Annotated in this window: 27 protein-coding genes, 1 tRNA gene and 1 other RNA gene; 17 read left to right on the top strand and 12 right to left on the bottom strand. The window is 63.5% G+C overall.

Going from position 1 to position 21,096, the window contains the following annotated elements:
- The 3 genes from VKM35_RS02675 to VKM35_RS02665 form a co-directional block, all read right to left on the bottom strand.
- Positions 1-603, bottom strand: a 603-nt coding sequence (locus VKM35_RS02675; RefSeq protein WP_324318077.1) for a DMT family transporter, incomplete at its 3' end; no start/stop codon positions are given.
- Positions 593-1,069: a DUF962 domain-containing protein gene (locus VKM35_RS02670; protein WP_324318075.1), complete on the bottom strand. Its 477-nt coding sequence runs from the start codon at positions 1,067-1,069 to the stop codon at positions 593-595. The genes VKM35_RS02670 and VKM35_RS02675, both read right to left, overlap by 11 nt.
- Before the next feature lie 9 nt (positions 1,070-1,078).
- Complete coding sequence (locus VKM35_RS02665) at positions 1,079-1,975, bottom strand: phosphoribosylaminoimidazolesuccinocarboxamide synthase (protein ID WP_324318073.1); 897 nt, start codon at positions 1,973-1,975, stop codon at positions 1,079-1,081.
- Positions 1,976-2,093: 118 nt separating this feature from the next.
- Here VKM35_RS02665 and VKM35_RS02660 point away from each other — a divergent pair, with 118 nt between their 5' ends.
- The 11 genes from VKM35_RS02660 to trpC all read left to right on the top strand — a co-directional run bounded on the left by VKM35_RS02660 (position 2,094) and on the right by trpC (position 9,886).
- Positions 2,094-2,414, top strand: a complete 321-nt coding sequence (locus VKM35_RS02660) for a c-type cytochrome (protein WP_324318071.1) — start codon at positions 2,094-2,096, stop codon at positions 2,412-2,414.
- On the top strand, positions 2,411-2,776 hold the full coding sequence (locus tag VKM35_RS02655; protein ID WP_324318069.1) for a J domain-containing protein: 366 nt from the start codon (positions 2,411-2,413) through the stop codon (positions 2,774-2,776). The genes VKM35_RS02660 and VKM35_RS02655 overlap by 4 nt, the downstream gene beginning before the upstream one ends.
- 3 nt (positions 2,777-2,779) lie before the next feature.
- A complete protein-coding gene (gene rpe / locus VKM35_RS02650; RefSeq protein ID WP_324318067.1) occupies positions 2,780-3,454 on the top strand; it encodes a ribulose-phosphate 3-epimerase in 675 nt (224 codons plus the stop codon).
- Positions 3,455-3,580: 126 nt separating this feature from the next.
- Positions 3,581-4,060, top strand: coding sequence for a ribonuclease E activity regulator RraA (gene rraA / locus VKM35_RS02645; protein WP_324318065.1), 480 nt, complete (start codon positions 3,581-3,583; stop codon positions 4,058-4,060).
- A gap of 46 nt (positions 4,061-4,106) precedes the next feature.
- Positions 4,107-5,582: an anthranilate synthase component I gene (trpE, locus tag VKM35_RS02640; RefSeq protein WP_324318063.1), complete on the top strand. Its 1,476-nt coding sequence runs from the start codon at positions 4,107-4,109 to the stop codon at positions 5,580-5,582.
- Positions 5,583-5,613: 31 nt separating this feature from the next.
- Entirely contained in the window at positions 5,614-6,339 is a 726-nt protein-coding gene (locus VKM35_RS02635) for an SIMPL domain-containing protein (protein WP_324318061.1), read from the top strand.
- A 217-nt stretch (positions 6,340-6,556) separates the two neighbouring features.
- A complete protein-coding gene (locus tag VKM35_RS02630; RefSeq protein WP_324318059.1) occupies positions 6,557-6,772 on the top strand; it encodes a hypothetical protein in 216 nt (71 codons plus the stop codon).
- A 255-nt stretch (positions 6,773-7,027) separates the two neighbouring features.
- The gene (locus VKM35_RS02625) at positions 7,028-7,612 is read left to right on the top strand and encodes an aminodeoxychorismate/anthranilate synthase component II (RefSeq protein WP_324318057.1); all 585 of its coding nucleotides are present in this window, start codon (positions 7,028-7,030) and stop codon (positions 7,610-7,612) included.
- 95 nt (positions 7,613-7,707) lie between these two features.
- Positions 7,708-8,760, top strand: a complete 1,053-nt coding sequence (trpD, locus tag VKM35_RS02620; RefSeq protein WP_324318081.1) for an anthranilate phosphoribosyltransferase — start codon at positions 7,708-7,710, stop codon at positions 8,758-8,760.
- A complete protein-coding gene (locus VKM35_RS02615) occupies positions 8,757-9,098 on the top strand; it encodes an antibiotic biosynthesis monooxygenase (protein ID WP_324318054.1) in 342 nt (113 codons plus the stop codon). Before trpD ends, VKM35_RS02615 begins: the two co-directional genes overlap by 4 nt.
- Positions 9,095-9,886 carry an indole-3-glycerol phosphate synthase TrpC gene (trpC, locus tag VKM35_RS02610; protein ID WP_324318052.1) on the top strand — a complete coding sequence of 264 codons (792 nt, stop codon included), beginning with the start codon at positions 9,095-9,097 and terminating at the stop codon, positions 9,884-9,886. Before VKM35_RS02615 ends, trpC begins: the two co-directional genes overlap by 4 nt.
- Positions 9,887-9,988: 102 nt before the next feature.
- On the opposite strand, the gene VKM35_RS02605 is transcribed toward trpC, so the two are convergent.
- From VKM35_RS02605 to crp, 3 genes are read right to left on the bottom strand one after another with little or no spacing between them, the layout of a single operon-like run.
- The gene (locus VKM35_RS02605; protein ID WP_324318050.1) at positions 9,989-11,869 is read right to left on the bottom strand and encodes a CHASE4 domain-containing protein; all 1,881 of its coding nucleotides are present in this window, start codon (positions 11,867-11,869) and stop codon (positions 9,989-9,991) included.
- Positions 11,870-11,872: 3 nt separating this feature from the next.
- The gene (locus VKM35_RS02600; protein ID WP_324318049.1) at positions 11,873-12,337 is read right to left on the bottom strand and encodes a GNAT family N-acetyltransferase; all 465 of its coding nucleotides are present in this window, start codon (positions 12,335-12,337) and stop codon (positions 11,873-11,875) included.
- A gap of 13 nt (positions 12,338-12,350) precedes the next feature.
- Positions 12,351-13,046, bottom strand: a complete 696-nt coding sequence (gene crp, locus VKM35_RS02595) for a cAMP-activated global transcriptional regulator CRP (RefSeq protein WP_324318046.1) — start codon at positions 13,044-13,046, stop codon at positions 12,351-12,353.
- Positions 13,047-13,206: 160 nt separating this feature from the next.
- Between crp and speD the strand changes: the two genes are divergently transcribed.
- Complete coding sequence (gene speD / locus VKM35_RS02590; protein WP_324318044.1) at positions 13,207-14,001, top strand: adenosylmethionine decarboxylase; 795 nt, start codon at positions 13,207-13,209, stop codon at positions 13,999-14,001.
- 81 nt (positions 14,002-14,082) lie between these two features.
- On the opposite strand, the gene coq7 is transcribed toward speD, so the two are convergent.
- Together coq7 and VKM35_RS02580 are read right to left on the bottom strand one after the other, a co-directional pair.
- Positions 14,083-14,727, bottom strand: a complete 645-nt coding sequence (gene coq7, locus VKM35_RS02585) for a 2-polyprenyl-3-methyl-6-methoxy-1,4-benzoquinone monooxygenase (RefSeq protein WP_324318042.1) — start codon at positions 14,725-14,727, stop codon at positions 14,083-14,085.
- Positions 14,724-15,848 carry a (Fe-S)-binding protein gene (locus VKM35_RS02580; protein WP_324318040.1) on the bottom strand — a complete coding sequence of 375 codons (1,125 nt, stop codon included), beginning with the start codon at positions 15,846-15,848 and terminating at the stop codon, positions 14,724-14,726. Before VKM35_RS02580 ends, coq7 begins: the two co-directional genes overlap by 4 nt.
- Before the next feature lie 110 nt (positions 15,849-15,958).
- Between VKM35_RS02580 and rplM the strand changes: the two genes are divergently transcribed.
- From rplM to VKM35_RS02555, 5 genes are all read left to right on the top strand, one after another.
- A complete protein-coding gene (rplM, locus tag VKM35_RS02575) occupies positions 15,959-16,384 on the top strand; it encodes a 50S ribosomal protein L13 (RefSeq protein ID WP_324318079.1) in 426 nt (141 codons plus the stop codon).
- Between the two features lie 17 nt (positions 16,385-16,401).
- The gene (rpsI, locus tag VKM35_RS02570) at positions 16,402-16,794 is read left to right on the top strand and encodes a 30S ribosomal protein S9 (RefSeq protein ID WP_324318038.1); all 393 of its coding nucleotides are present in this window, start codon (positions 16,402-16,404) and stop codon (positions 16,792-16,794) included.
- 33 nt (positions 16,795-16,827) lie between these two features.
- Positions 16,828-16,901, top strand: a tRNA-Gln gene (locus tag VKM35_RS02565).
- A gap of 279 nt (positions 16,902-17,180) precedes the next feature.
- A complete protein-coding gene (locus VKM35_RS02560; RefSeq protein ID WP_324318036.1) occupies positions 17,181-17,882 on the top strand; it encodes a pilin in 702 nt (233 codons plus the stop codon).
- A gap of 79 nt (positions 17,883-17,961) precedes the next feature.
- Positions 17,962-19,023 carry a cyclic nucleotide-binding domain-containing protein gene (locus VKM35_RS02555; protein WP_324318034.1) on the top strand — a complete coding sequence of 354 codons (1,062 nt, stop codon included), beginning with the start codon at positions 17,962-17,964 and terminating at the stop codon, positions 19,021-19,023.
- 12 nt (positions 19,024-19,035) lie between these two features.
- Here VKM35_RS02555 and rpiA read toward each other — a convergent pair whose 3' ends face one another.
- The 4 genes from rpiA to ssrS form a co-directional block, all read right to left on the bottom strand.
- Entirely contained in the window at positions 19,036-19,686 is a 651-nt protein-coding gene (gene rpiA / locus VKM35_RS02550) for a ribose-5-phosphate isomerase RpiA (protein WP_324318032.1), read from the bottom strand.
- A gap of 9 nt (positions 19,687-19,695) precedes the next feature.
- Positions 19,696-20,151, bottom strand: a complete 456-nt coding sequence (locus tag VKM35_RS02545; RefSeq protein WP_324318029.1) for an EVE domain-containing protein — start codon at positions 20,149-20,151, stop codon at positions 19,696-19,698.
- A gap of 127 nt (positions 20,152-20,278) precedes the next feature.
- Positions 20,279-20,908, bottom strand: a complete 630-nt coding sequence (locus tag VKM35_RS02540) for a 5-formyltetrahydrofolate cyclo-ligase (protein ID WP_324318027.1) — start codon at positions 20,906-20,908, stop codon at positions 20,279-20,281.
- 5 nt (positions 20,909-20,913) lie between these two features.
- Positions 20,914-21,096, bottom strand: a non-coding RNA gene (ssrS, locus tag VKM35_RS02535) — 6S RNA; the annotation flags it as partial.

The raw sequence follows: 21,096 nt of genomic DNA, 5'->3' as shown, positions 1-21,096 counted from the left end.
GGGTTCGACGAGCAAGCTCCAGAGCAGCAACGGCCCGACGCCGATCATCGCCGCCCAGCCCTGCTGATTTACCGCGCTCATGCCCTTGAGGCCGCGCAGGAAGACCGTGCCCAGACCAAGAAAGAACGCCGACACCAGCATCAACGCGAGCGCCGCGGGACTCGCCAGCACGACCGGGTCGAAACCCAGCACCAGTACGCCGAGAAAACTCAGCGCGATCGCCGCGCCGGTGCGCCAATGGAAGCGCTCGCCCAGCAGCCACCACGCCAACAGCGTCGCCATCGGCACATAACTTTGCATGACGATCGCCGGCGAGGCGATGTTCTTCGACAGCTTCAGCGACCAGAAACTGAGTCCGAAATGCAGCACGCCGTTGCACAGCGCAACCGCGATCAGGCGCGGCCATTGTTCACGCGATGGCCGCTTGAGAAAGGCGGCAAGCAAAACTGCCAGCAGTCCCAGGCGCAGCGCCGTGAACAACAGCGGTGGCAATTCCAGCAGTGCGAGTTTCGAGGCGAGGAAGTTGCCGGCCCAAGCCAGGCAGATTAGCGAAACCAGCAGCAGATCGCGTGCGCCGAAACCGCCGCGTGCCTCAGCGGCCAATGCCGATCCGGCGATAGAGCTTGTCCAGCGTCCACATCGGGCCGATCAGCAGATAGACCAGGTCGGTGAAGAAACTCGGGCGCTTGCGCTCGTAGATATGGCCGATGAACTGGCCAATCCACGCGACCACGAACACGCCGATGCCCAATCCGAGAAGGAAGCGCATGCCGTAGTGCGTGGCGATGAACTGGTTGAGCAGCATGATGCCGAAGAAGCAGACGAACAGGCCCAACGACAGTTTTTTTGACAGCTGCCAGTAGTAAGCCCAGGCGGCGAACATCGCCAGCGCGCACCAGGTGCCGGTGTTGAAATAACTGGTCGGCACCGGAATGCACCAGAGCATTGCGGTCACCGACCAGAAGATTGCCGGTACGCAGACCACGTGGATCCATTGGTTGATGGCGTTCTGGTGATCGGACGAATACTGGGCGAGCAGGGAATCGGCGCTGCGCATGGTGTCCCTCATCGTGTCGGCTCAGGCGATGCTGATGTCGGCGAGACGCAGCAGCGCCTCGGCATATTTTCCGCGTGTGGCCTCGATCACCTCGGCCGGCACGCGCGGACCGGGCGCGGTCTTGTTCCAGTCCAGCGTTTCCAGATAGTCGCGCACGTATTGCTTGTCGTAACTCGGCGGGCTGATGCCGACCGCATACGAATCGGCCGGCCAGAACCGCGACGAATCCGGCGTCAGCATCTCGTCCATCACGTGCAGCACGCCGTGTTCGTCCTGGCCGAACTCGAACTTGGTGTCGGCGATGATGATGCCGCGCGTGGCGGCGTAACGTGCGGCGAAATCGTAGATCTTCAGCGTTGCTGCACGGACCTGCTCGGCGAGGTCGCCGCCGATCTGCGCGACGATCGCATCGAAGCTGACGTTCTCGTCGTGGTCGCCGACCGCCGCCTTGGTCGAGGGCGTGAAGATCGGCGCCGACAATTGTTCGGCTTGGCGCAGTCCTTTCGGTAATTCGATGCCGCAGATACCGCCGGTCTTCTGATAGTCCTTCCAGCCGCTGCCGATGATGTAACCGCGGGCGATCGCTTCCACAGGCACCGGCTTGAGTTTCTTGGTGATCACGCTGCGCTGCGCATACAGCGCGAGATCGACGCCGGCCGGCAGCACGCTCGCGACGGCTTCGTGGGTGAGGTGATTCGGCATCAGGTGAGAGGTTTTGCCGAACCAGAAATTCGAGATCTGGCAGAGCATCTCGCCCTTGCCCGGAATCGGATCAGGCAGCACCACGTCGAAAGCGGAAAGGCGATCGCTGGCGACCATCAACAGACGATTGTTCGGCAGGCCATAAACATCGCGCACCTTGCCACGATGCAGCAGGGGCAGGCCGGGCAGGTCGGAGGTATGCAGGGTGGTGGGCACGGGCGGATCCGGGACGAGACGGGAAGGTGGGACGCGCGGCCGGCGGGCGCGAGGCGCGGGTCTGGGCAGGCGCCATTGTAACCGGGCCTCCGCGCGGGGCGGCTGCTAGAATCGCCGCATGCATCGATTCCTGGCTGCGGCCGCACTGATCTTTCTCTGTGTTGCGGCCCAGGCCGCCGCGCCACCGCGACCGGCGAAACTCGGTCTGTGCGCGGCCTGCCATGGTGTCGACGGGCACAGCCATGTCGCCGGTACGCCGCATCTCGCCGGCCAGGACGAGACCTATCTGATCAACGCGCTCGCCGCTTATCGTGATGGCAGCCGCAAGGCGGTGCCGATGAATTCGATCGCCAACACCTTGCAGCCGCGCGACATCGCCGCACTTGCACGCTGGTATTCGCAGCAGCCCGCGGCCCGTGCACCGATGGCCAAGCCATGACGCGCTGGAAAGGCAAGGTCATCGGCTTCCTGCTGGGCGTGCTGACGCGGCGTCCGCAGTTCATGGTGCTGGGCCTGGTCCTCGGCCATCTTTACGACATCGGAATATTCGGCGGCCAGGTTTCCGCGCCGCCACCTCCGCCGCCACCGCAAGCAACCATGCTCGATCACTACGCCACGCTCGGTCTGTTGCCGACCGCCAGCGATGACGAAGTCGAACAGGCCTGGCGACGATTGATTTCCGAATACCATCCCGATCGCGTCGCCAGCGCCGCGAAGGAAATCCGCGAGCTCGCCGAAACCCGTGCCCGCGAAATCAACGCCGCCTACGAATCCATCCAGCAGCAACGCCACAAGGGTTGAGCCATGTCGAAATGCCTGATCGCGCCGTCCATCCTTTCCGCGAATTTCGCCAGGCTCGGCGAGGAAGTCGACAACGTGCTCAAGGCCGGTGCCGACTGGGTGCATTTCGACGTGATGGACAATCACTACGTGCCCAACCTCACCATCGGCCCGCTGGTCTGCGAGGCGCTGCGCAAGCACGGCGTCACCGCGCCGATCGACGTGCATCTGATGGTCAAGCCGGTGGATCGCATCGTCCCGGATTTCGCCAAGGCCGGCGCCTCGCTGATCAGTTTCCATCCGGAAGCCAGCGAGCACGTGCATCGCACCATCCAGCTGATCAAGGCGCAGGGCTGCCAGGCCGGGCTGGTGTTCAATCCGGCGACGCCGCTCGACTATCTCGACCACGTGCTCGACGAACTCGATCTCGTGTTGATCATGTCGGTGAACCCCGGTTTCGGTGGCCAGAGTTTCATTCCCTCGGCGCTGGACAAGTTGCGCGCGGTGCGCAAACGCATCGACGCCAGCGGCCGCGACATCCGCCTGGAAATCGATGGCGGCGTGAAGGTCGACAACATCGCTGCGATCGCCGCTGCCGGTGCCGATACCTTCGTCGCCGGTTCCGCGATCTTTAACGCACCCGACTACGCCGAGGTGATCCGGCGCATGCGCGAAGAGGTCGCAGCTTCGCAGACGTAGGAGCCAGCTTGCTGGCGACAGGACATTGTTTGATCCACGCAAGCAGGCGAGCATTGGGTAGTTGTTGTCTGGGTAGGCTTGGTCGCCAGCAAGCTGGCTCCTACGTTACGTTCCGGAGGCTCCACCATGAACCAGCGCACTGCCGACCTATGCGACAACCACGGCGACCTCGCCCGCGTGGTCGAGGAATTGTTCAGCGATTTTGGCGGCAAGACCGCTTTCTTCGGTCGGGTCAGCACTGTGCTCGCCTACGAGGACAATTCGAAGGTGCGCGAGGCGCTGTCGGAAAACGGCGAGGGTCGCGTGCTGGTGATCGATGGCGGCGGCTCGTTGCGGCGCGCGCTGCTCGGCGACCAGCTCGCGGAAATGGCGGTGGCCAATGGCTGGACCGGCATTGTTGTGTTCGGCTGCATCCGCGACAGCGTTGCCATCTCGGCGTTGCCGCTCGGCGTCAAGGCGATCGGCACCTGCCCGCGCAAGACCGAGAAACTCGGCCAGGGCCTGCGCAATGTCGCCGTGCGCATCGGCGGCACCGACATCAAGCCCGGCGACTGGTTGTATGCCGACGAAGATGGCGTGATCGTGAGCGCCAGCCCGCTGCATTGAAGGGCATTGGCTATACTCGACGCTCGCGTCAAACCCGGATCTCCCAGTGATTTCAGCCGAAAAATTCCGGCAGCTCGCCGCCGCTGGCCATAACCGCATCCCGATCGTGCGCGAGGTGCTGTCCGATCTCGACACGCCGCTGTCGGTCTACCTCAAGCTTGCTGATGGTCCGCACACCTATCTGTTCGAATCGGTCGAAGGCGGCGAAACCTGGGGGCGCTATTCGATCATCGGCCTGCCCGCGCGCCGCACGTACACGTTTCGCGGTCACACGCTGGAAGTGCGCGAGCACGGCGAGATCACCGAGACGCGCGAACTCGCCGATCCGCTAGCCGAAGTCGATCGCCTGCGCGAAAGTTTCAGCGTGCCGAAGATGCCCGAGTTGCCGGCATTCACCGGCGGCCTGGTCGGTTACTTCGGTTTCGAAACCATCGGCTGGATCGAGCCGCGTTTGGCAGGTGGCGACAAACCCGACCAACTCGGCACGCCGGATGCGTTGCTGCTGCTCAGCGAGGAAGTCGCGGTCTTCGACAACCTCAAGGGCCGTCTTTACCTGATCGTGCATGCCGATCCCGCCGAGCCGCAGGCGTATTCGAAAGCGGTGCGTCGCCTCGACGAACTCGTCTACCGGCTGCGCCATTCCGGCCGCAGCTATCCCGACGTGCTTGATCCGTCCCTGCTCAAGGAAACCGATTTCGTTTCCGGTTTCACCAAGGAAGGTTTCATCGCCGCCGTCGAAACCGCGAAGGAATATATCCGCGCCGGCGATGTGTTCCAGGTCGTGCTCAGCCAGCGCATGAGCGTGCCGTTCCGCGCGCGGCCGGTGGATGTGTACCGCGCGCTGCGCGCGCTCAATCCGTCGCCATACATGTATTTTCTCGATCTCGACGGCACGCAGGTGGTCGGCAGCTCGCCGGAAATCCTCGTGCGCCTGCAAGGCGGCGAAGTCACCGTGCGTCCGATCGCCGGCACGCGCCCGCGCGGCCGCACGCACGAGGAAGATCTGGCGCTGGAAGCAGAACTGCTCGCCGATCCGAAGGAACGCGCCGAGCACCTGATGCTGATCGATCTTGGCCGCAACGATGTCGGTCGCGTCGCCGAGCCTGGCAGCGTGCGCGTGCCGGACCGCTTCATCATCGAGCGCTATTCGCATGTGATGCACATCGTGTCGGAAGTGCAGGGCAAGTTGCAGCCCGACCTGAGTTTCGCCGATGTGCTGAAAGCAACATTTCCCGCCGGTACCGTCAGCGGCGCGCCGAAAATCCGCGCGCTGGAAGTGATCCGCGAACTCGAGCCGGTCAAGCGCAACATCTATTCCGGCGCCGTCGGCTACCTCGGCTGGTGGGGCGACGCCGACACCGCCATCGCCATCCGCACCGCCGTCATCCAGGACGGCCGCCTGCACGTGCAAGCCGGCGCCGGCATCGTCTACGACTCCGACCCGGAAAAGGAATGGGACGAGACGATGAACAAGGGAAGAGCGCTGTTCCGCGCGGTGGCGCAGGCGGCGAGCGGGTTGTGATATTCGGGGCTACCGAGAAACGGAGATGTGCATGAAGCGATTGATCCAGGTGGTATTTTTCTTCGTGATCACCACTAGTGCTTTCGCGCAATCTATCGGCGGGCCGCCGTTCATTGCAGTGGAGGGGCAGGCCAAGAGGGAGGTCGTTCCCGATATCTTTCCGATGGATCTGACATTGAGCGAGACAAGCAGGGATGCGGCGGCAACCCAAGAAATAATTGAGACGCTAGCGCGATCAATCATTGAGCTGGCGAAAGCGCAGAAGATCCCCGAAGGTGATCTGACGATTGACAACATGAGCATCCACCCAAAAATGAAATGGGATTCGAATGCACAGACAAGTCAGTTCGTTGGCAGCACATACGAGCGTCGAATCAAGGTTCGCTTCCACGTACTCAGGGCGCTAACGCAGTTCCTGGCGAAATTGCCGGCAGCTAAGCAGCTGCAGATCGGCGTCGGAGAGTTCTCGTCATCCAAGCAAGGCACTATCGAGAAAGAGCTTCTCGCTGAAGCGATCGCCGATGCGCGCGGGACCGCCGATGAATTGGTAAGAGGTGTCGGCGGAAAGATCGCTGGAGTCCAGTCAATATCAAATCGCGGTTTCAATGTCGTCTATTCACAGGGTGGGCGTTCCGGCGCAGTCAATGCCATCGATATCAGCTCGCTTTCCAGCTATTCCGGGCGTAACCCTGTGGTGTTGAACGAGGGCAGGATCACGCTCAGGCAGAACGTCTACATCATCTATCTGCTTGAATGATGCTCCGCACACGCCACGGATCGCTCGCATTCCGGCTGACCTGCGCGATCGCAGGCTTTCGCCCGCAGACCTCTTCGCCGCCCCACATTAAATATCGGTAACCCTACGGACAGTCCCGGGCAAAGCCGGGGAGGCAAGACTGGCGGCACCGTTGAACCCGGGTCGCCGCTTCCTGCGGGCCTCCGTTCAATCGGCTACCTCTCGAGGAGCTTTCCCCATGAACATCCGCCTGACTGCCCTGGCCCTGGCCCTGAGCCTCGCCGCTGGTTCCGCTTTCGCCGCCCAGGACGCTACCCCGGCTGCGCCGGCTGCCGCTCCGGCCAAGGCTGCTGCGCCCGCCACCCACCACAAGCATCACAAGAAGCACAAGCACCACGCGATGAAGAAGGCTGCCGCGCCGGCCGCCGCTCCGGCAGCTCCGGCTTCCAACTAAGTTTCATTGCTGTACTGATACCCCGCCGGTCACCGGCGGGGTATTTTTTTGCGCGGCGTTTGTCCTGCGCGTCGCCGCAACGGCTTGATCTGCAGGGTATTGGCGCGTGCGGAACAGCATCCGCAGCGTTTGCGATATCCTGCGCGTCGCCGCATCGAACTTCCCCGGGTCCCCAAGAGCAACGCGGGTACTTGTGCGGGTACCAGCCCATGAAGAACGAACCGGCCTCTTATTGATCAAGGGGTTGTGCGCTTTATGTTGCTGATGATCGACAACTACGACAGCTTCACCTACAACCTCGTGCAGTATTTCGGCGAGTTGGGGCAGGAAGTGCGGGTCGTGCGCAACGATGCGCTGACCGTGAAGGCGATCGCCGCGCTCAAGCCCGAGCACATCGTGATCTCGCCCGGGCCGTGCACGCCAAACGAGGCCGGCGTGTCGCTGGAAGTGCTGGCGACGCTGTCGGGCCAGGTGCCCATCCTCGGTGTCTGCCTCGGTCACCAGAGCCTGGGCCAGGCGTTCGGCGGCAAAGTGGTGCGCGCCAAGACCATCATGCATGGCAAGACCTCGATGATCCGGCACAAGGGCGTGGGTGTGTTCGCCGGCTTGCCGGATCCGTTCGAGGCCACGCGCTACCACTCGCTGGTCGTCGAAAAAGAATCGCTGCCCGACTGCCTGGAAATCACCGCCTGGACCGAACACGCCGACGGTGGCTTCGACGAAATCATGGGCCTGCGCCACAAGACGCTCGCGGTCGAAGGCGTGCAGTTCCACCCCGAGTCCATCCTCACCGAACACGGCCACGCGATGCTGGCGAATTTTTTGAAAGCGCGGACGTAGGAGCGACGCAAGTCGCGATTTCCCCACACATTCACTCATATCGAAGAAATCGCGACTTGCGTCGCTCCTACAACGCCGAACACAAGCACGAACCCATGCCCATCACTCCGCAAGAAGCCCTGCAACGCGTCATCGTGCATCGCGAAATCTTCGTCGACGAGATGATCGACCTGATGCGCCAGATCATGCGCGGGGAAGTATCGCCAGCGCTGACGGCGGCGATCCTGGTCGGGCTGCGGGTGAAGAAGGAAACCATCGGCGAGATCGCCGGCGCGGCGCAGGTGATGCGCGAGTTCTGCGCGCACGTCGAAGTGCCCGACAACGCCAACTTCGTCGACATCGTCGGTACCGGTGGCGATGGCGCGCACACTTTCAATATTTCCACCGCCGCGATGTTCGTCTGCGCGGCGGCCGGCGCCAAGGTCGCCAAGCACGGCAATCGCTCGGTGAGTTCGAAATCCGGCAGCGCCGATGTGCTCGAAGCGCTGGGCGGGGCGATCGAACTGCGGCCCGAACAGGTCGCCGCCTGCATCGCCGATACCGGCATCGGTTTCATGTTCGCGCCCATGCATCATCCGGCGATGAAGAACGTCGCGGCAGTGCGCAAGGAACTCGGCGTGCGCACGATCTTCAATATTCTCGGGCCGCTGACCAATCCCGCCGCGGCGCCGAACATTCTGATGGGCGTATTCCATGCCGATCTCGTCGGCATCCAGGCGCGCGTGCTGCAGCGTCTTGGCACGAAGCGCGCGTTGATCGTGCATGGCCGCGACGGTCTCGACGAGATCACCCTCAACGGCGGCACGATGGTCGCCGAGCTCAGCGAAGGCGAAGTGCACGAATACGAAATCCTGCCCGGCGAATTCGGCCTGGCGATGGCCGACCTGCGCGCGATCCGGGTCGAAAGCCCGGCCGAATCGCGGGCCATGGTGCTTGATGTTCTCGAAGGCAAGCCTGGCCCGGCGCGCGACATCGTGCTGCTCAATGCCGGTGCCGCGCTTTATGTCGCGAATGTCGCGGTGTCGATCGCCGAGGGCGTTTCCAAGGCGCGCATCGCCATCGACGACGGCAGCGCGCGTCGCAAGCTCGATCAATATGTCGCCAGCACGCAGGCGTTGGCTGCAACTTCCCGACCAGGTGACCGATGAGTCCTTTCGCCCACACCCACGAGCCACCTTATTACGCGGTGATATTTTCCTCGCTGCGCAAAGCCGATGACCTCGGCTATGCCGAAACTTCCGACCGCATGGTGGAGCTGGCGAAGCTGCAACCCGGCTTCCTCGGTGTCGAAAGCCTGCGCGGCGACGATGGCTTCGGCATCACTGTGAGCTACTGGGAAAGCGAAGCGGCGATCAAGGCGTGGAAACAACAGGCCGAACATACCGAGGCGCGCCGACGCGGCCGCCTGGAGTGGTACGAACATTTCGAACTGCGCGTCGCCCGTGTCGAGCGCGCCTACGCCGGCCCGCGCGGTGAGCGCGAATGAGCGACATCCTGGAAAAAATCCTCGCGCGCAAGGTCGAGGAAATCCGCGAGCGCAGTGCCCGCGTTCCGCTGCGTGAGCTTTCCGCGCGCTGCGCCGATCTACCGGCGACGCGCGGCTTCGCCGATGCATTGACCGCGAAAATTTCCGCCGGCCAGGCCGCGGTGATCGCCGAGGTGAAGAAGGCCAGTCCAAGCAAGGGCGTCATTCGCGCCGATTTCCACCCTGCCGAAATCGCCGCGAGTTACCAGCGTGGCGGCGCGGCCTGTTTGTCGGTGCTCACCGATGTCGATTTTTTCCAGGGCGCCGACGAGTATCTGCAGCAGGCGCGTGCGGCTTGCGCGTTGCCGGTGCTGCGCAAGGATTTCACCATCGATGCCTACCAGGTGTACGAAGCGCGCGCGCTCGGCGCCGACTGCATCCTGCTGATCGTCGCGGCGATCGGCGATGCCGCGCTCGCCGAGTTGTCGCATCTCGCATTGGATCTGGGCATGGACGTGCTGGTGGAAGTGCACGACATCGACGAACTCGAGCGCGCTGTGCAGATTCCCGCGCCGATGATCGGCATCAACAACCGAAACCTGCGCACGTTCGAAGTCAGCCTCGACACGACCTTGACGATGCGCGGCGCCGTGCCCAAGGATCGCGTACTGGTCACCGAAAGCGGCATCTTCACCGCGCACGACGTGGCGCTGATGCGCAGCAACGGCGTCAATGCCTTCCTGGTCGGCGAGGCGTTCATGCGCGCCGAGGACCCGGGCGCGGAGTTGGCACGGGTGTTTGGCGGATAAGGATTTGTAGCGTCGTAGGAGCGATGGCAATCGCGACTTTCCTGCCGCATTCATTTTTTCGCAGCGGATTCGGTCGCGATTGCCATCGCTCCTACAAAGAAGCTAATCGCCGACGAGCTTTGCGCGCGGCAGCAGCAGATGCAGCACCATGCCGTCGAAGGGTTGCGAGGCGGCGGCCCAGAGCCGGCCGCCCATTGACGACACGGCATTGCCGGCCCAGGGCAGGCTGAGGCCAGCGGCATCATCACCGATCTGCCAATCGCGACTGAACATTCCCGACAGCGTTTCCGGTTTCACCGCCGGCCGGTTGTCGTCGAAGCGGAAATGCACGCGCGAGCGACCCTGGCTGAATTCGACGTTGGCGGTGATGCGCAATTGCAATGGATGTTCGCCGGCCGCGCCGGTCGCTTCCGCCGTCTGCAGGACAATCACGTTGATCACCTGCTGCAGCACTTCGCGCGCCGCTTCCACCGGCGGCGCCTGCAGCACCGAAGCATCGATTTCCACTGCCATCGCCTGCCGTTGTGGCCCTTCGATCCGGCGCAGCGCGTGGTCGATCAACTCGGGCATCGCCACCGGCTGTGCGGCGGTGTTGCTGGTGATGAAGCGCGAGTATTCGGTGACGATGCCCTGCAGGTGTTCGAGACTCTTGCGGATGCCGCGCAACTCGCCGCGTGCCTCCGCCAGCAGCACCGACTGCTCGTTGACCTGGTATTGCAGCATCTGCACGATCTCGTTGTGCCGGTGGTGGCTGAGGTCGGGCGCGGCGAGTTCGTGCAGCAGCATCTGCATGCCCGAGGTGTGCGTGCGGTCCAGCAGTTTCAGCGGCTGGTCGATGTGCTCCTTCAACGGCTCGAGCGAACTGCGCAGGTCCTGGATCACGCCGCCGGCCATTTCGTTGGCGCCGGCACGATAGCTTTCGTGGAAAAGGCGCTGGCGGGTATCGGCGAGGCGATCGAGCATGCGGTCGAACTCGGCACCGAGCTCGCCGATCTCGTCGTCGCGATCGAGCTTCATGCGCGCCTGGGTGTTTTCGTCGGCGCCGATCTTGCGCGCGAGCGTGGTCAGCTTGGTCAGCGGCACGACCACGCTGCCATTGAGCAGCCACAGCAGGATGGCCATGGTCGCCAGGCCGGTGATGGTCATCAGCAGCATCGACATGTCCAGCGCATCGCGGCCGCGGCTGCTGATCTCGCGCGGGGTGAGGATGCTGATGTCGCGCACGGGCCGGCCGTTGATGTCGAACACCACGGCGGTGACGCGACTCTCGGCCTCGCTGGTTTCGAAGCGCAGGTCGCCGTGGGCGATGCGCACGTGATCGACTTCCAGACGCGGGCCACGGGTCTGCTGGTCCAGCGGCGGCGCGATCTCGAAACGCAGATGGTTCTGGTCGGCGATCTGACGGATCGCACTGGTCTCGAAAAATCGTCCGAGGATCAGCGTGCCATGCCGGGGGCCGGTGCGCGCGCCGGTGAGGATGGGCACGGTGGTGACGAACATCAGGCCGAGGTTGGTGTCGATCAGGCCGGCGCGGATCTGCGGCTGGTCGCCCTGCGCGAGCAGGGGCGAATGCAGCGGCAGGCGATCGCTGCGGAACGCATCGATGTCGAGCACAGCCTGGGTTTTCAGATCCATGCCGCGCGCCCAGACGCGGCGGCCGTTGTTGTCGTAGAAAGCGAGCAGCTGGCAGTCGAGACTCTGCTGCGCGCTGGGGATCAGGATGACTTTTTCGTAGGTCGGATCCTTGCCCGCCATGTAAGCGTAGGTCTCGTCCCAGTAGCCCCAGTCCTGCGACTGCGGCGCGACCAGCGCGAGTTCGCGGTTGACCACTTCGAAAACGAGTTCGGCGTTGCGCTTGGCCTGGTCATGCTCGAGTTCGAGGAACCGTGGGTAGACCACGAGGCGATGCACCAGATGCGCAGCCAGCCCCGTTGCGAGCAGCAGGAACAGGCCGATCAGCAGCGTGCGCCGGCGCAGGTTCATGGCTCAGGCATCCCCGAGCCTTTTGAGGAAACGCAGCGCGCTTTCGCCATAGCCGCAGGCGCGATAGAACGCATGCGCTTCGACGCGATGCTGCGCCGAGGTGAGCTCGATGCGCGCGGCGCCGGCCTCGCGGGCGCGAGTCTCGGCTTCGCGCAGCAACTGCCGGCCGATGCCACGACCCTGGCAGTCGGTGGAGACCGACAGCGCGGTGATGCGGCAGGTGCGCACGCCCAGCGGCAGGTAATACATCAGGTCGTAGCAGATCAGACCGACCACGCCGCCATGCAGGTCGGCGACCAGCAAACGTTGGTCGAGGTCTTCGGCGAGGGCGGCGATACGCTCGCCGGCTTCGATATCGCTGCAGGCATAGCCGAGGACATCGAGCAGGTGGGCGATAGCGGGCGCGTCGTCCGGCGTCGCGGTTCGGATCAGGGGCTGCAACTGGCCTGGCTGGTTGGCGCTGCCCATGTCCGCGGTGTCCTCAGCGCGTGCCGAACACCACGATGGTCTTGCCGCGGGCGTGCAGCTTGCCGTCGATCTGCAATTGCTTGAGGACGCGGCCGGCCATTTCGCGCGAGCAGCCGACGATGCGCGCCAGCTCCTGGCGCGACACGCGGATCTGCGTGCCATCCGGATGCGTCATCGCGTCGGGTTCCTGGCACAGGTCGTTGAGCGTACGGATGATGCGGCCGGTGACGTCGAGGAAGGCGAGGCGGCTGGCCTTGCGGCTGGTATCGAGCAGGCGCTTGGAAAGTTGCGCGCCGATCGCATAGAGCACCTTTGGGCATTCCGCCGACAGTGTGGTGGCGAACAGCTGGTGCAGGCGCTCATAGCTCAGCTCGGCCAGCTCGCAGGGTGTACGCGTGCGCAGCAGCACCTCACGATGTTCGGCGGCGATGTACAGGCCCATCTCGCCGATGAAGTCGCCGGCATTGATGTAGCCGAGCACCAGCTCGCGGCCATCGGTTTCCTCGCTGATGATGCTCAGCGAACCGCTGATGACGTAATAAAGCGTGTTGGCAGGGTCGCCGGGCCGGAAGATGTCGCTGCGGGTCGGATGCTTGCGGCGATGGCACTGGTCCAGAAAGTGGCTTAGCGAGACCGCGTCCAGCGCCAAAGGATTGGCGACTGGCGTGCGGAGGGCGTGCTCGCTGAGCGAGGTCCGGTGCGGGGTCATAAGCTGAGCCTGAAATATTCCCGAAGTGGCCCAAGCTTAGGCTGTGACGGCATTCACAGCAATGGCGCGTCCGGGCTGGCTAGGGCGAGGTTCCCCCGGGGGGCGCTTTGCCCGATAATGCGCGCCCGCTCCACCCGTCCGTCACTCGAGGAATACCGCCGTGGTCAAGCCACTGCCGCGTTTGCGGCTTCAGGGTTTCAACAACCTCACCATGGCCCTGAGCTTCAACATCTACGACATGTGCTACGCCGTGTCGGAAGAACAGCGCCAGCGCTACATCGAGTACATCGACGAGGTCTACAACGCCGAGCGTCTGACCCAGATCCTCACCGAGGTCGCGCACATCATCGGCGCCAACATCCTCAACGTCGCCCGCCAGGATTACGATCCGCAGGGCGCGTCGGTGACGATCCTGATCTCGGAAGAGCCAGTGATCGACAAGAAGGCCGCCGGCAAGGAATTGATTTCCGACGCCGTGGTCGCGCATCTGGACAAGAGCCACATCACTGTCCACACCTACCCGGAAACGCATCCGCACAACGGCATCGCGACCTTCCGCGCCGACATCGATGTCGCCACCTGCGGCGTGATCTCGCCACTGAAGGCGTTGAACTACCTGATCGAGAGCTTCGACTCCGACATCGTGGTGATGGACTACCGCGTGCGTGGCTTCACCCGCGATGTGAAGGGCAAGAAGCACTACATCGACCACAAGATCAACTCGATCCAGGACTACCTGTCGAAAGGCATCAAGACCCACTACGAGATGCTCGACGTGAACGTCTACCAGGAAAATATCTTCCACACCAAGATGCACGTGAAGGAATTCGACCTGGACACCTATCTGTTCGAGGAAAAGGCCAAGAACCTCAGCTTCAAGGATCGCCAGCGCGTGGAGATGCAGTTGCGCCGCGAGATCGAGGAGCTGTTCCACGGGCGCAACCTGGTGGATTGAGTGACCTGAGTTGTCGCCATGAAAAAGCCCCGCGAAAGCGGGGCTTTTTGTTTGCCTTCCTCCTGTGCGCAGGGCAAGGAGCTAAATGCGATACGCCACGGCCTTCATGATCGCCGAGGCCAGCGCCATCACTTTCGGAATCGGTGGCGGCAGTGTGCGAGCGCCGGCGGCTTCGGCGTGATCGGCATGGCGGGCTTCGTCGATTTTCATCGTCGCGAGGATCGCGCGGCTGCGCAGGTCTTCGGCGGGCAGGGTTTGCAGGTGTTCGGCAAGGTGGGCTTCGACCTGGCGTTCGGTCTCGACCACGAAGCCGAGATTCCAGCCGTCGCCGCGCAGGCCTGCAGCAAGACCGATCGCGTAACTGCCGGCATACCAGAGCGGGTTGAACAGGCTGGGCCGGCTGTCGAGTTCGCGCAGGCGATCGGCGCACCAGGCCAGATGATCGGTTTCTTCCTGTGCGGCAGCGAGCAGTTGCGAACGCGTGGCTTCATCGCGCGCGACCACCGCCTGGCCGACGTAGAGCGCCTGCGCGCAGACCTCGCCGGTGTGGTTGATGCGCATCAGGCCGGCGGCATGGCGGCGTGCGCTGCCGTCCATCTCGACATCGGCTTCATCGGCGCCGGGATTGTCGCGCTCGGCCAGCGTGCGACCGACGCTGGTGCCCAGCGCGCGCTGCGCTTCGATGATCAGGCGGTCGAAACGCGAGTAATGACGGGAGACGCTCATGCGAGATGCTCGGCGAGGAAGTCGATTGGATGGCGCACGCGGATGTTTCCACTTTGGCCCAGATGCAGGCGGCAGCCGATGTTGGCCGAAAGCAGTTCGTCCGCAGCACTGCGTTCGAAAGCGACAAGCAGCGGCGCGCGCAAGGCAGCGGCGCGTTCCGGTTCGGAAAGCATGTGCGTGCCGGCGGCACCGCAGCAGCCGGTATCGGGGAGTTCGACAAGATCCAGACCGGGCACGCTATGCAGCAGGCGCCGCAGCGCTTCGTCATTTTTTGCGCTGCGTTGGCTGCACGGCACATGCAGGGCGACCCGGCGGCCGCCGGCATCGCGGAAATTCTTCCGCGAGAAGCGCGACTCCAGAAAAGACAGCGCGTCCTCGACATCGGCAACGCCGGCGAGCGAGGCTTTCATTTGTTGATGGCAGCCGCTGGCCAAGGTCAGGACCCGAGCTTGGCCGGCAAACGCGGCGCGGTTGTGCGCCGCCAGCATCTCCGCCTGTGCGGTCTCGCCGGCATGCAAGGCAGCCGTGCCGCAGCAGGTCTGTGTCGCCGGCAGAGTGCAGGCCACCCCGACCGCCTGCAGCATTTTCGCGAGCGCGGCGCGCGTCGATGATTCGTAGGCGGTCGCGATGCAGCCGACGAAGATCGCAGCGGATTCGTTGCCTGCGGTGATCGGAAAGGGCTCGTTCGCCGATGCCGCGGGCAAGGTTCGCCATGCGTTGGGCAGCAGGGACTGGGTGCGGACCAACACCGCGAGCAGACCAGGTTTGGCCAGCAGCGCGAGGCGGACGCGATCGGGCAGGGGCGGTGACCGGCGCTCTCTTTGGGCGGCACGGGCCTCGATCAGGAGCTCGCCATAGTCGACCCCGGCCGGGCAGACGGACTCGCAGCGCAGGCAGCCCAGGCAGTGATCGAGATGGCGGTCGCCGGCCTCGCTGGCGGGGATCAGCCCGGTCGCGACGGCCTTGATATAGGCTATGCGGCCGCGCGGGGACTCTGCTTCGGAGGCGTCCAGTCGGTAGGTCGGACAGTGCGGCAGGCATAGCCCGCATTGCACGCAGCGGTCGGCCAGGGCGGTCAAAAGTGCAGCTGGGCGAGGGTCCGGGGCGGGCAGGGCGGCCATCGGGCGATGCTAACACGCGAGTTATTAAGGACTTGCGCGAGCTCGGGTCAGCGGTTACCATTCCGCTTCTTATTTCCCACGATTTTCTTTTGGAGCCCGTCATGAAAGCCATGACCGTCAGCACCAAGCCGGAGACCGTCAAGCACGATTGGTATGTTGTTGATGCCAGCGGCAAGACTCTTGGTCGTCTGTGCTCGGAACTCGCGCGCCGTCTGCGCGGCAAGCACAAGCCGATCTTCACTCCGCATGTCGACACCGGTGATTACATCGTCGTCGTCAACGCCGAGAAGATCCACGTCACCGGCAAGAAGCTGCAGGACAAGATGTATTACCGGTTCACCGGTTACATCGGCAACCTGAAGTCGGAAACCCTTGGCCAGGCCTTGAACGCTCACCCCGAGCGTGTCATCGAGACCGGCGTCAAGGGCATGCTGCCCAAGAATCCGCTCGGCCGCGCCATGTACAGCAAGCTCAAGGTCTACGCCGGCCCGAACCACCCGCACACCGCCCAGCAGCCGCAGGCGCTGGACATCTAAGGCACAGGTAGATACCCATGGCTTCGCAGCACAATTACGGCACTGGCCGTCGCAAGTCCTCCACCGCCCGCGTGTTCCTGCGTGCCGGCAAGGGTTCCATCATCGTCAACGGCCGTCCCCTGGACGAGTTCTTTGGCCGTGAAACCTCGCGCATGATCGTTCGCCAGCCGCTCGAGCTGACCAAGATGACCGACAAGTTCGACATCTCGATCACCGTCGAAGGCGGCGGCATCACCGGCCAGGCCGGCGCCATTCGCCTCGGCATCGCCCGCGGTCTGGTCGAGTACAACGAGTCGCTGAAAGGCGAGCTGCGCAAGGCCGGTTTCATGACCCGCGACGCCCGCGAAGTCGAGCGCAAGAAGGTCGGCTTGCACAAGGCCCGCCGCGCCACGCAGTTCTCGAAGCGCTAATCGTCGCAGCGTAGAATCAGGCGCATTCCTAATTGGGGAATCGTCTAACGGTAGGACAACGGTCTCTGACACCGTTAATCTAGGTTCGAACCCTAGTTCCCCAGCCACACGAAAAAGGCCCCGCGAAAGCGGGGCTTTTTTTGTGGGCGGGATTTTTTCGCTCGACGGATCAGCGCATCCATCCGGTCCCGGCGAACGCCCGGCCGTCGTCTTCGCAAGGTGCGGCAGCCACGAAGCACACCTGCATTTCGAACGCCGGATGTCTTTTCGTCGGGCATCGATCGTCGTCGATTCGATTCAAGCCATGATCGAAAACAAAACTTCGCGCAAGCCGTGGCGATTGCGGCAAACTATTTCCTACACAAATCACCGAAGGAAGATTACGCATGGCCGCGACGTCTTGGCATTACGCGAACCGCGCCGGTCAGCAGCAGGGACCGGTTTCCGCGGAGACGTTGCGGGAGTTGTTCATGCGCGGCGAAGTGACGCGGGAGTCGCTGGTCTGGCGCGACGGCATGGTGCGCTGGCTGCCACTGGCGCAAGTGGGTGGCGAAGTCGGCATTCCGGCCGGCAGCGCCATGCCGCCGCCGATGCCCGGTATGTACCCGCCGTCACAGCGCAGGGCCGGGTCGCCCAAACCGGTAGGCAAGGGCAACGGCTGCCTGATCATCGGGGCGGTGGCTGCCGTGGCGATGGTGCCGATCATCGGCGTTCTCGCGGCGATAGCGATCCCGCAGTACCAGGTGTACGTCAGCCGCGCGCAATTCATGGAAGCGATGAGCATCGTCGAGAACCTCAAGCCACGGGTGAGCGAGCAATACCTGCAGAACGGCGCTTGCCCGGGCAATACCGACCCCTTCGAAGCACCGGAAACCTACGGCGGGAAATACGTCGGCTCGGTCAAATTCGGTACCGATGGTGATACCGGCGCCTGCCTGATCAACATGCGTTTCCGCAATGTCGAACCGGTGGTCGTGGCCCTGCGCGGTCAGTCCGTGACTTTCAGCGGCACGGCCAAGGACGGGGCGCTGACATGGACCTGCCGCTCCGAATTGTCCGCGAAGTTCCTGCCGCCTTCCTGCCGCTGATGTGCCGGCCGGAAAGCGCCTTGGCTAGCCTGCCCGGCGGGCATGGGTCTAGACTCAGGCATCCCTTCGGAGGCTCAACATGCCCGTACCCGTCGCCGAACTCGCCAAGCTCTTTCCGCTCGATGCCCTGCGTCCGGAGACCCGCGACCAACTCGCGCGCGAGGCGACCGTCGGCGAATACGTCCGCAACGAGGTCGTGTTTCGCGTCGGCGACATGGACGAGGACACCATCTACCTGATTGAAGGCGAGGTGCGTTGCGACTATCCCGACGGTCGCACCGTCGCCCATGCCGCCGGTACCGGCCATGGCCGCTACTCGCTCAATGATGCGGTGCCGCGCCGGTTCACCGCGACGGTGGTGTCGCAGCGCGCGCGCGTCGTGCGTCTGGAGCGTCGCTTCGTCGAGAAGGTCATCACCTGGGATCAACTCAGTCGCGATCCCACCTACCGCTTCCATGAAAGCACGCCAGGTGCCAGCGCCTGGGTGTTCCGCCTGCTGCACAGCCACGCCTTCATCAAGTTGCCGACCGGCAATCTCGAGCGCATGTTCCAGCGTTTCGAGGAGGCCTACGTCAAGCCCGGCGAAGTGGTGATGCGCGAAGGCGATGCGCCGGACAATTTCTACGTGATCCGCGAAGGCACGGCGGCAGTGTCGAAAATCCTCGATGGCTCGCCGCAGGTCGTGGCCTATCTGCGCGAAGGCGACATCTTCGGCGAGGACGCATTGCTCGCCAACGTGCCGCGCAATGCCACCGTGCGGATGATGCAGGGCGGCCGATTGATGAAGCTTTCCAAGGACGCTTTCGAAGCAGTGCTCAAGCCGCCGATGGTGTCCTGGGTGTTGCCGGCCGAAGCCGCGCGCCTGGTGCAGGACGGTGCACGGCTGGTCGATGTGCGCATGCCGCAGGAATTCATCCAGCGCGCGATCCAGGGTGCGATCAACGTGCCGCTATACCGCTTGCGCGAAGATATGCCCAGCCTGTTGGCACCAGGTGGTCGCGTGGTCGTTTACTGCAACACCGGCGAGCGCTCGGCGGCGGCGGCTTTCGTGCTCAATGCGCAGGGTTACACCGTGCATGCGATGCACGGCGGCCTCGGCGCGATGCTGCGCATGCAGGCGGCGGCCGCACCGGCGGAGTAAGCGCTTCGCAACTCAGGCGTTGGCGCGCAACACGCCGTCGACGATCACCACGTCCGCGGCGCGTTTTGCAAATAATCCGACTGTCACCACGCCGACGATCTGGTTCAATTCGCGCTCCAGCGCCACCGGATCGGCGATCTGCCAGTTGTAGACATCAAGGATCCAGTTGCCGTTGTCGGTGACTTTGCCTTCGCGCCAGATCGGTTGTCCGCCCAGAGCGACGATTTTCCTGGCGACCAGGCTGCGCGCCATCGGGATCACCTCGATCGGCAATGGAAATTTCCCCAGCACGTCGACCTGCTTGCTGGCATCGATGATGCAGACGAATTGCCGCGAGGCTTCGGCGATGATTTTCTCGCGCGTCAGCGCGCCGCCGCCGCCCTTGATCAGGCGATTGCCGCGGTCGCATTCGTCGGCGCCGTCGACATACAGATCCAGCGAGCCGGTGGCGTTGAGATCGAGCACGGGAATGCCATGTTCTTTCAACAGGCGCGTGCTTTGTTCCGAACTCGACACCGCGCCTTCGATGCGATCCTTCATGCGGCCCAGCGCCTCGATGAAAAACGCCACCGTCGAGCCGGTACCGACGCCGACGATGCTGCCATCGGTGACGTATTCCGCGGCCTTGTCGCCCGAGCGTTTCTTGCCTTCTGCCTGTGACATGCCGCGTCCTTATTCGAGAGAAAGGATGAACTTCCACTGCGCCGCACTGACCGGCAACACCGACAACCGGTTGCCGCGCTGGGTGAGGGCGAAATCGCCGAGCTGGTCGGCTTTCGCTTTCAGTTCATCGAGGGAAATGGTGCGCTTGAGCTTGCGCTTGAAACCGACGTCAACCAGCCACCAGCGCGGCTGTTCGGGCTTGCTGGCCGGATCGTAGTAGTCGGATTTTTTCTTGAACTGGCTGGGGTCGGGATAAGTTTCGCTGACCACTTCGGCCACGCCGACCACGCCGGGAATATCGGTATTGGAGTGATAGAACAGGATGCCGTCACCGACCTTCATGTCCTTCATCATGTAATTGCGTGCCTGGTAGTTGCGTACACCGCTCCAGGGTTCGCGCCCGACCTTGGCGAGGGCGTCGATGGAGAATTCTTCCGGCTCCGTCTTCATCAGCCAGTACTTCATGCGGTGCGCTCCGTTCCCAGTTTCTCGTCCCAGCACATCAGCCGACGTCGCCCGCTGGGGTCTGGGCAGCTAGACATGGCTCTGTCTTCATCAGCCAGTACTTCATGTTTTGCTCTCCATCTCTCGTCTATCGGCCTGCGGATCCGCAATCGACCAAGCCGGCTTCGGTCACCACCGCATCCAGCGCCACATCCCAGGCCTCGCTTTCGAAGTCGGCGATTTCCTGGAAAGCGTAACCGACGCCGATCAATGTCGGCGGAGCGACGGCATCGCGACGGAATGCCAGCGCGCGATCGTAGTAGCCGCCGCCCATGCCCAGGCGTTGGCCGCGACGAGTGAAGCCAAGCAATGGCGTGAGGATGGCCTGCATCTCGCGCGCATCGAGTTGCGAGGATGGCGCGACGTCGGGTTCGGGAATGCCGAATTGATTCGAGAACAGCGGATCGCCGGAACGCCAGGGTGCGAATTTCAACGATCCGTCGGCCTGGATGCAGGGCAGGCACCACACCTGGTCGCCGCGCAGGCGCAGTTGCAATACATGCAAAGGAAGTTCGCCACCAGTCGCCCAGTAACCGGCGACATAGCCCGGCGTCGAGAACGCCGGCAGCGTCTGCAGGTGCGTGACGATCGCCTCAGCGGCGAGGATGCGTTGTGCGGCGGTGAGTGCATGGCGCTGTTTGCGCAGATCGCTGCGCAGCGCGCGCTTGTTGCGCGCAGCCATCGATTCGGGCACGGCGGCGTCGGGACGATCGTTCAAGAATTGCATCCTCCACCATGCCGATGCCGTACGAAACGACCTTGATCCCTAGGATCAAGTGGGTATCCGTGCCACCCCATCAGGCTTTCCGCAACAGGGCGGACATGCACACAGCGATGGCGCCGGATTCCCAGGTCGTGTTTATGGGACAAGGCGTATGTTAGCGCAGGCTGTCAAACACGGCAGAG

The sequence above is a fragment of the Arenimonas sp. genome, assembly GCF_035312645.1.
Lineage (GTDB): Bacteria > Pseudomonadota > Gammaproteobacteria > Xanthomonadales > Xanthomonadaceae > Arenimonas.
The sequence above is the reverse complement of the archived record's forward strand: the minus strand, read 5'-3'. Positions and strand labels throughout refer to the sequence as shown.

Bases quoted from the DNA above. Each gene is read 5' to 3' on its own strand.
- VKM35_RS02670 (WP_324318075.1), bottom strand. From the start codon at position 1,069: ATGAGGGACACCATGCGCAGCGCCGATTCCCTGCTCGCCCAGTATTCG.
- VKM35_RS02660 (WP_324318071.1), top strand. From the start codon at position 2,094: ATGCATCGATTCCTGGCTGCGGCCGCACTGATCTTTCTCTGTGTTGCG.
- VKM35_RS02655 (WP_324318069.1), top strand. From the start codon at position 2,411: ATGACGCGCTGGAAAGGCAAGGTCATCGGCTTCCTGCTGGGCGTGCTG.
- rpe (WP_324318067.1), top strand. From the start codon at position 2,780: ATGTCGAAATGCCTGATCGCGCCGTCCATCCTTTCCGCGAATTTCGCC.
- rraA (WP_324318065.1), top strand. From the start codon at position 3,581: ATGAACCAGCGCACTGCCGACCTATGCGACAACCACGGCGACCTCGCC.
- VKM35_RS02635 (WP_324318061.1), top strand. From the start codon at position 5,614: ATGAAGCGATTGATCCAGGTGGTATTTTTCTTCGTGATCACCACTAGT.
- VKM35_RS02630 (WP_324318059.1), top strand. From the start codon at position 6,557: ATGAACATCCGCCTGACTGCCCTGGCCCTGGCCCTGAGCCTCGCCGCT.
- VKM35_RS02625 (WP_324318057.1), top strand. From the start codon at position 7,028: ATGTTGCTGATGATCGACAACTACGACAGCTTCACCTACAACCTCGTG.
- trpD (WP_324318081.1), top strand. From the start codon at position 7,708: ATGCCCATCACTCCGCAAGAAGCCCTGCAACGCGTCATCGTGCATCGC.
- VKM35_RS02615 (WP_324318054.1), top strand. From the start codon at position 8,757: ATGAGTCCTTTCGCCCACACCCACGAGCCACCTTATTACGCGGTGATA.
- trpC (WP_324318052.1), top strand. From the start codon at position 9,095: ATGAGCGACATCCTGGAAAAAATCCTCGCGCGCAAGGTCGAGGAAATC.
- VKM35_RS02605 (WP_324318050.1), bottom strand. From the start codon at position 11,869: ATGAACCTGCGCCGGCGCACGCTGCTGATCGGCCTGTTCCTGCTGCTC.
- VKM35_RS02600 (WP_324318049.1), bottom strand. From the start codon at position 12,337: ATGGGCAGCGCCAACCAGCCAGGCCAGTTGCAGCCCCTGATCCGAACC.
- crp (WP_324318046.1), bottom strand. From the start codon at position 13,046: ATGACCCCGCACCGGACCTCGCTCAGCGAGCACGCCCTCCGCACGCCA.
- coq7 (WP_324318042.1), bottom strand. From the start codon at position 14,727: ATGAGCGTCTCCCGTCATTACTCGCGTTTCGACCGCCTGATCATCGAA.
- VKM35_RS02580 (WP_324318040.1), bottom strand. From the start codon at position 15,848: ATGGCCGCCCTGCCCGCCCCGGACCCTCGCCCAGCTGCACTTTTGACC.
- rplM (WP_324318079.1), top strand. From the start codon at position 15,959: ATGACCGTCAGCACCAAGCCGGAGACCGTCAAGCACGATTGGTATGTT.
- rpsI (WP_324318038.1), top strand. From the start codon at position 16,402: ATGGCTTCGCAGCACAATTACGGCACTGGCCGTCGCAAGTCCTCCACC.
- VKM35_RS02560 (WP_324318036.1), top strand. From the start codon at position 17,181: ATGGCCGCGACGTCTTGGCATTACGCGAACCGCGCCGGTCAGCAGCAG.
- VKM35_RS02555 (WP_324318034.1), top strand. From the start codon at position 17,962: ATGCCCGTACCCGTCGCCGAACTCGCCAAGCTCTTTCCGCTCGATGCC.
- rpiA (WP_324318032.1), bottom strand. From the start codon at position 19,686: ATGTCACAGGCAGAAGGCAAGAAACGCTCGGGCGACAAGGCCGCGGAA.
- VKM35_RS02545 (WP_324318029.1), bottom strand. From the start codon at position 20,151: ATGAAGTACTGGCTGATGAAGACGGAGCCGGAAGAATTCTCCATCGAC.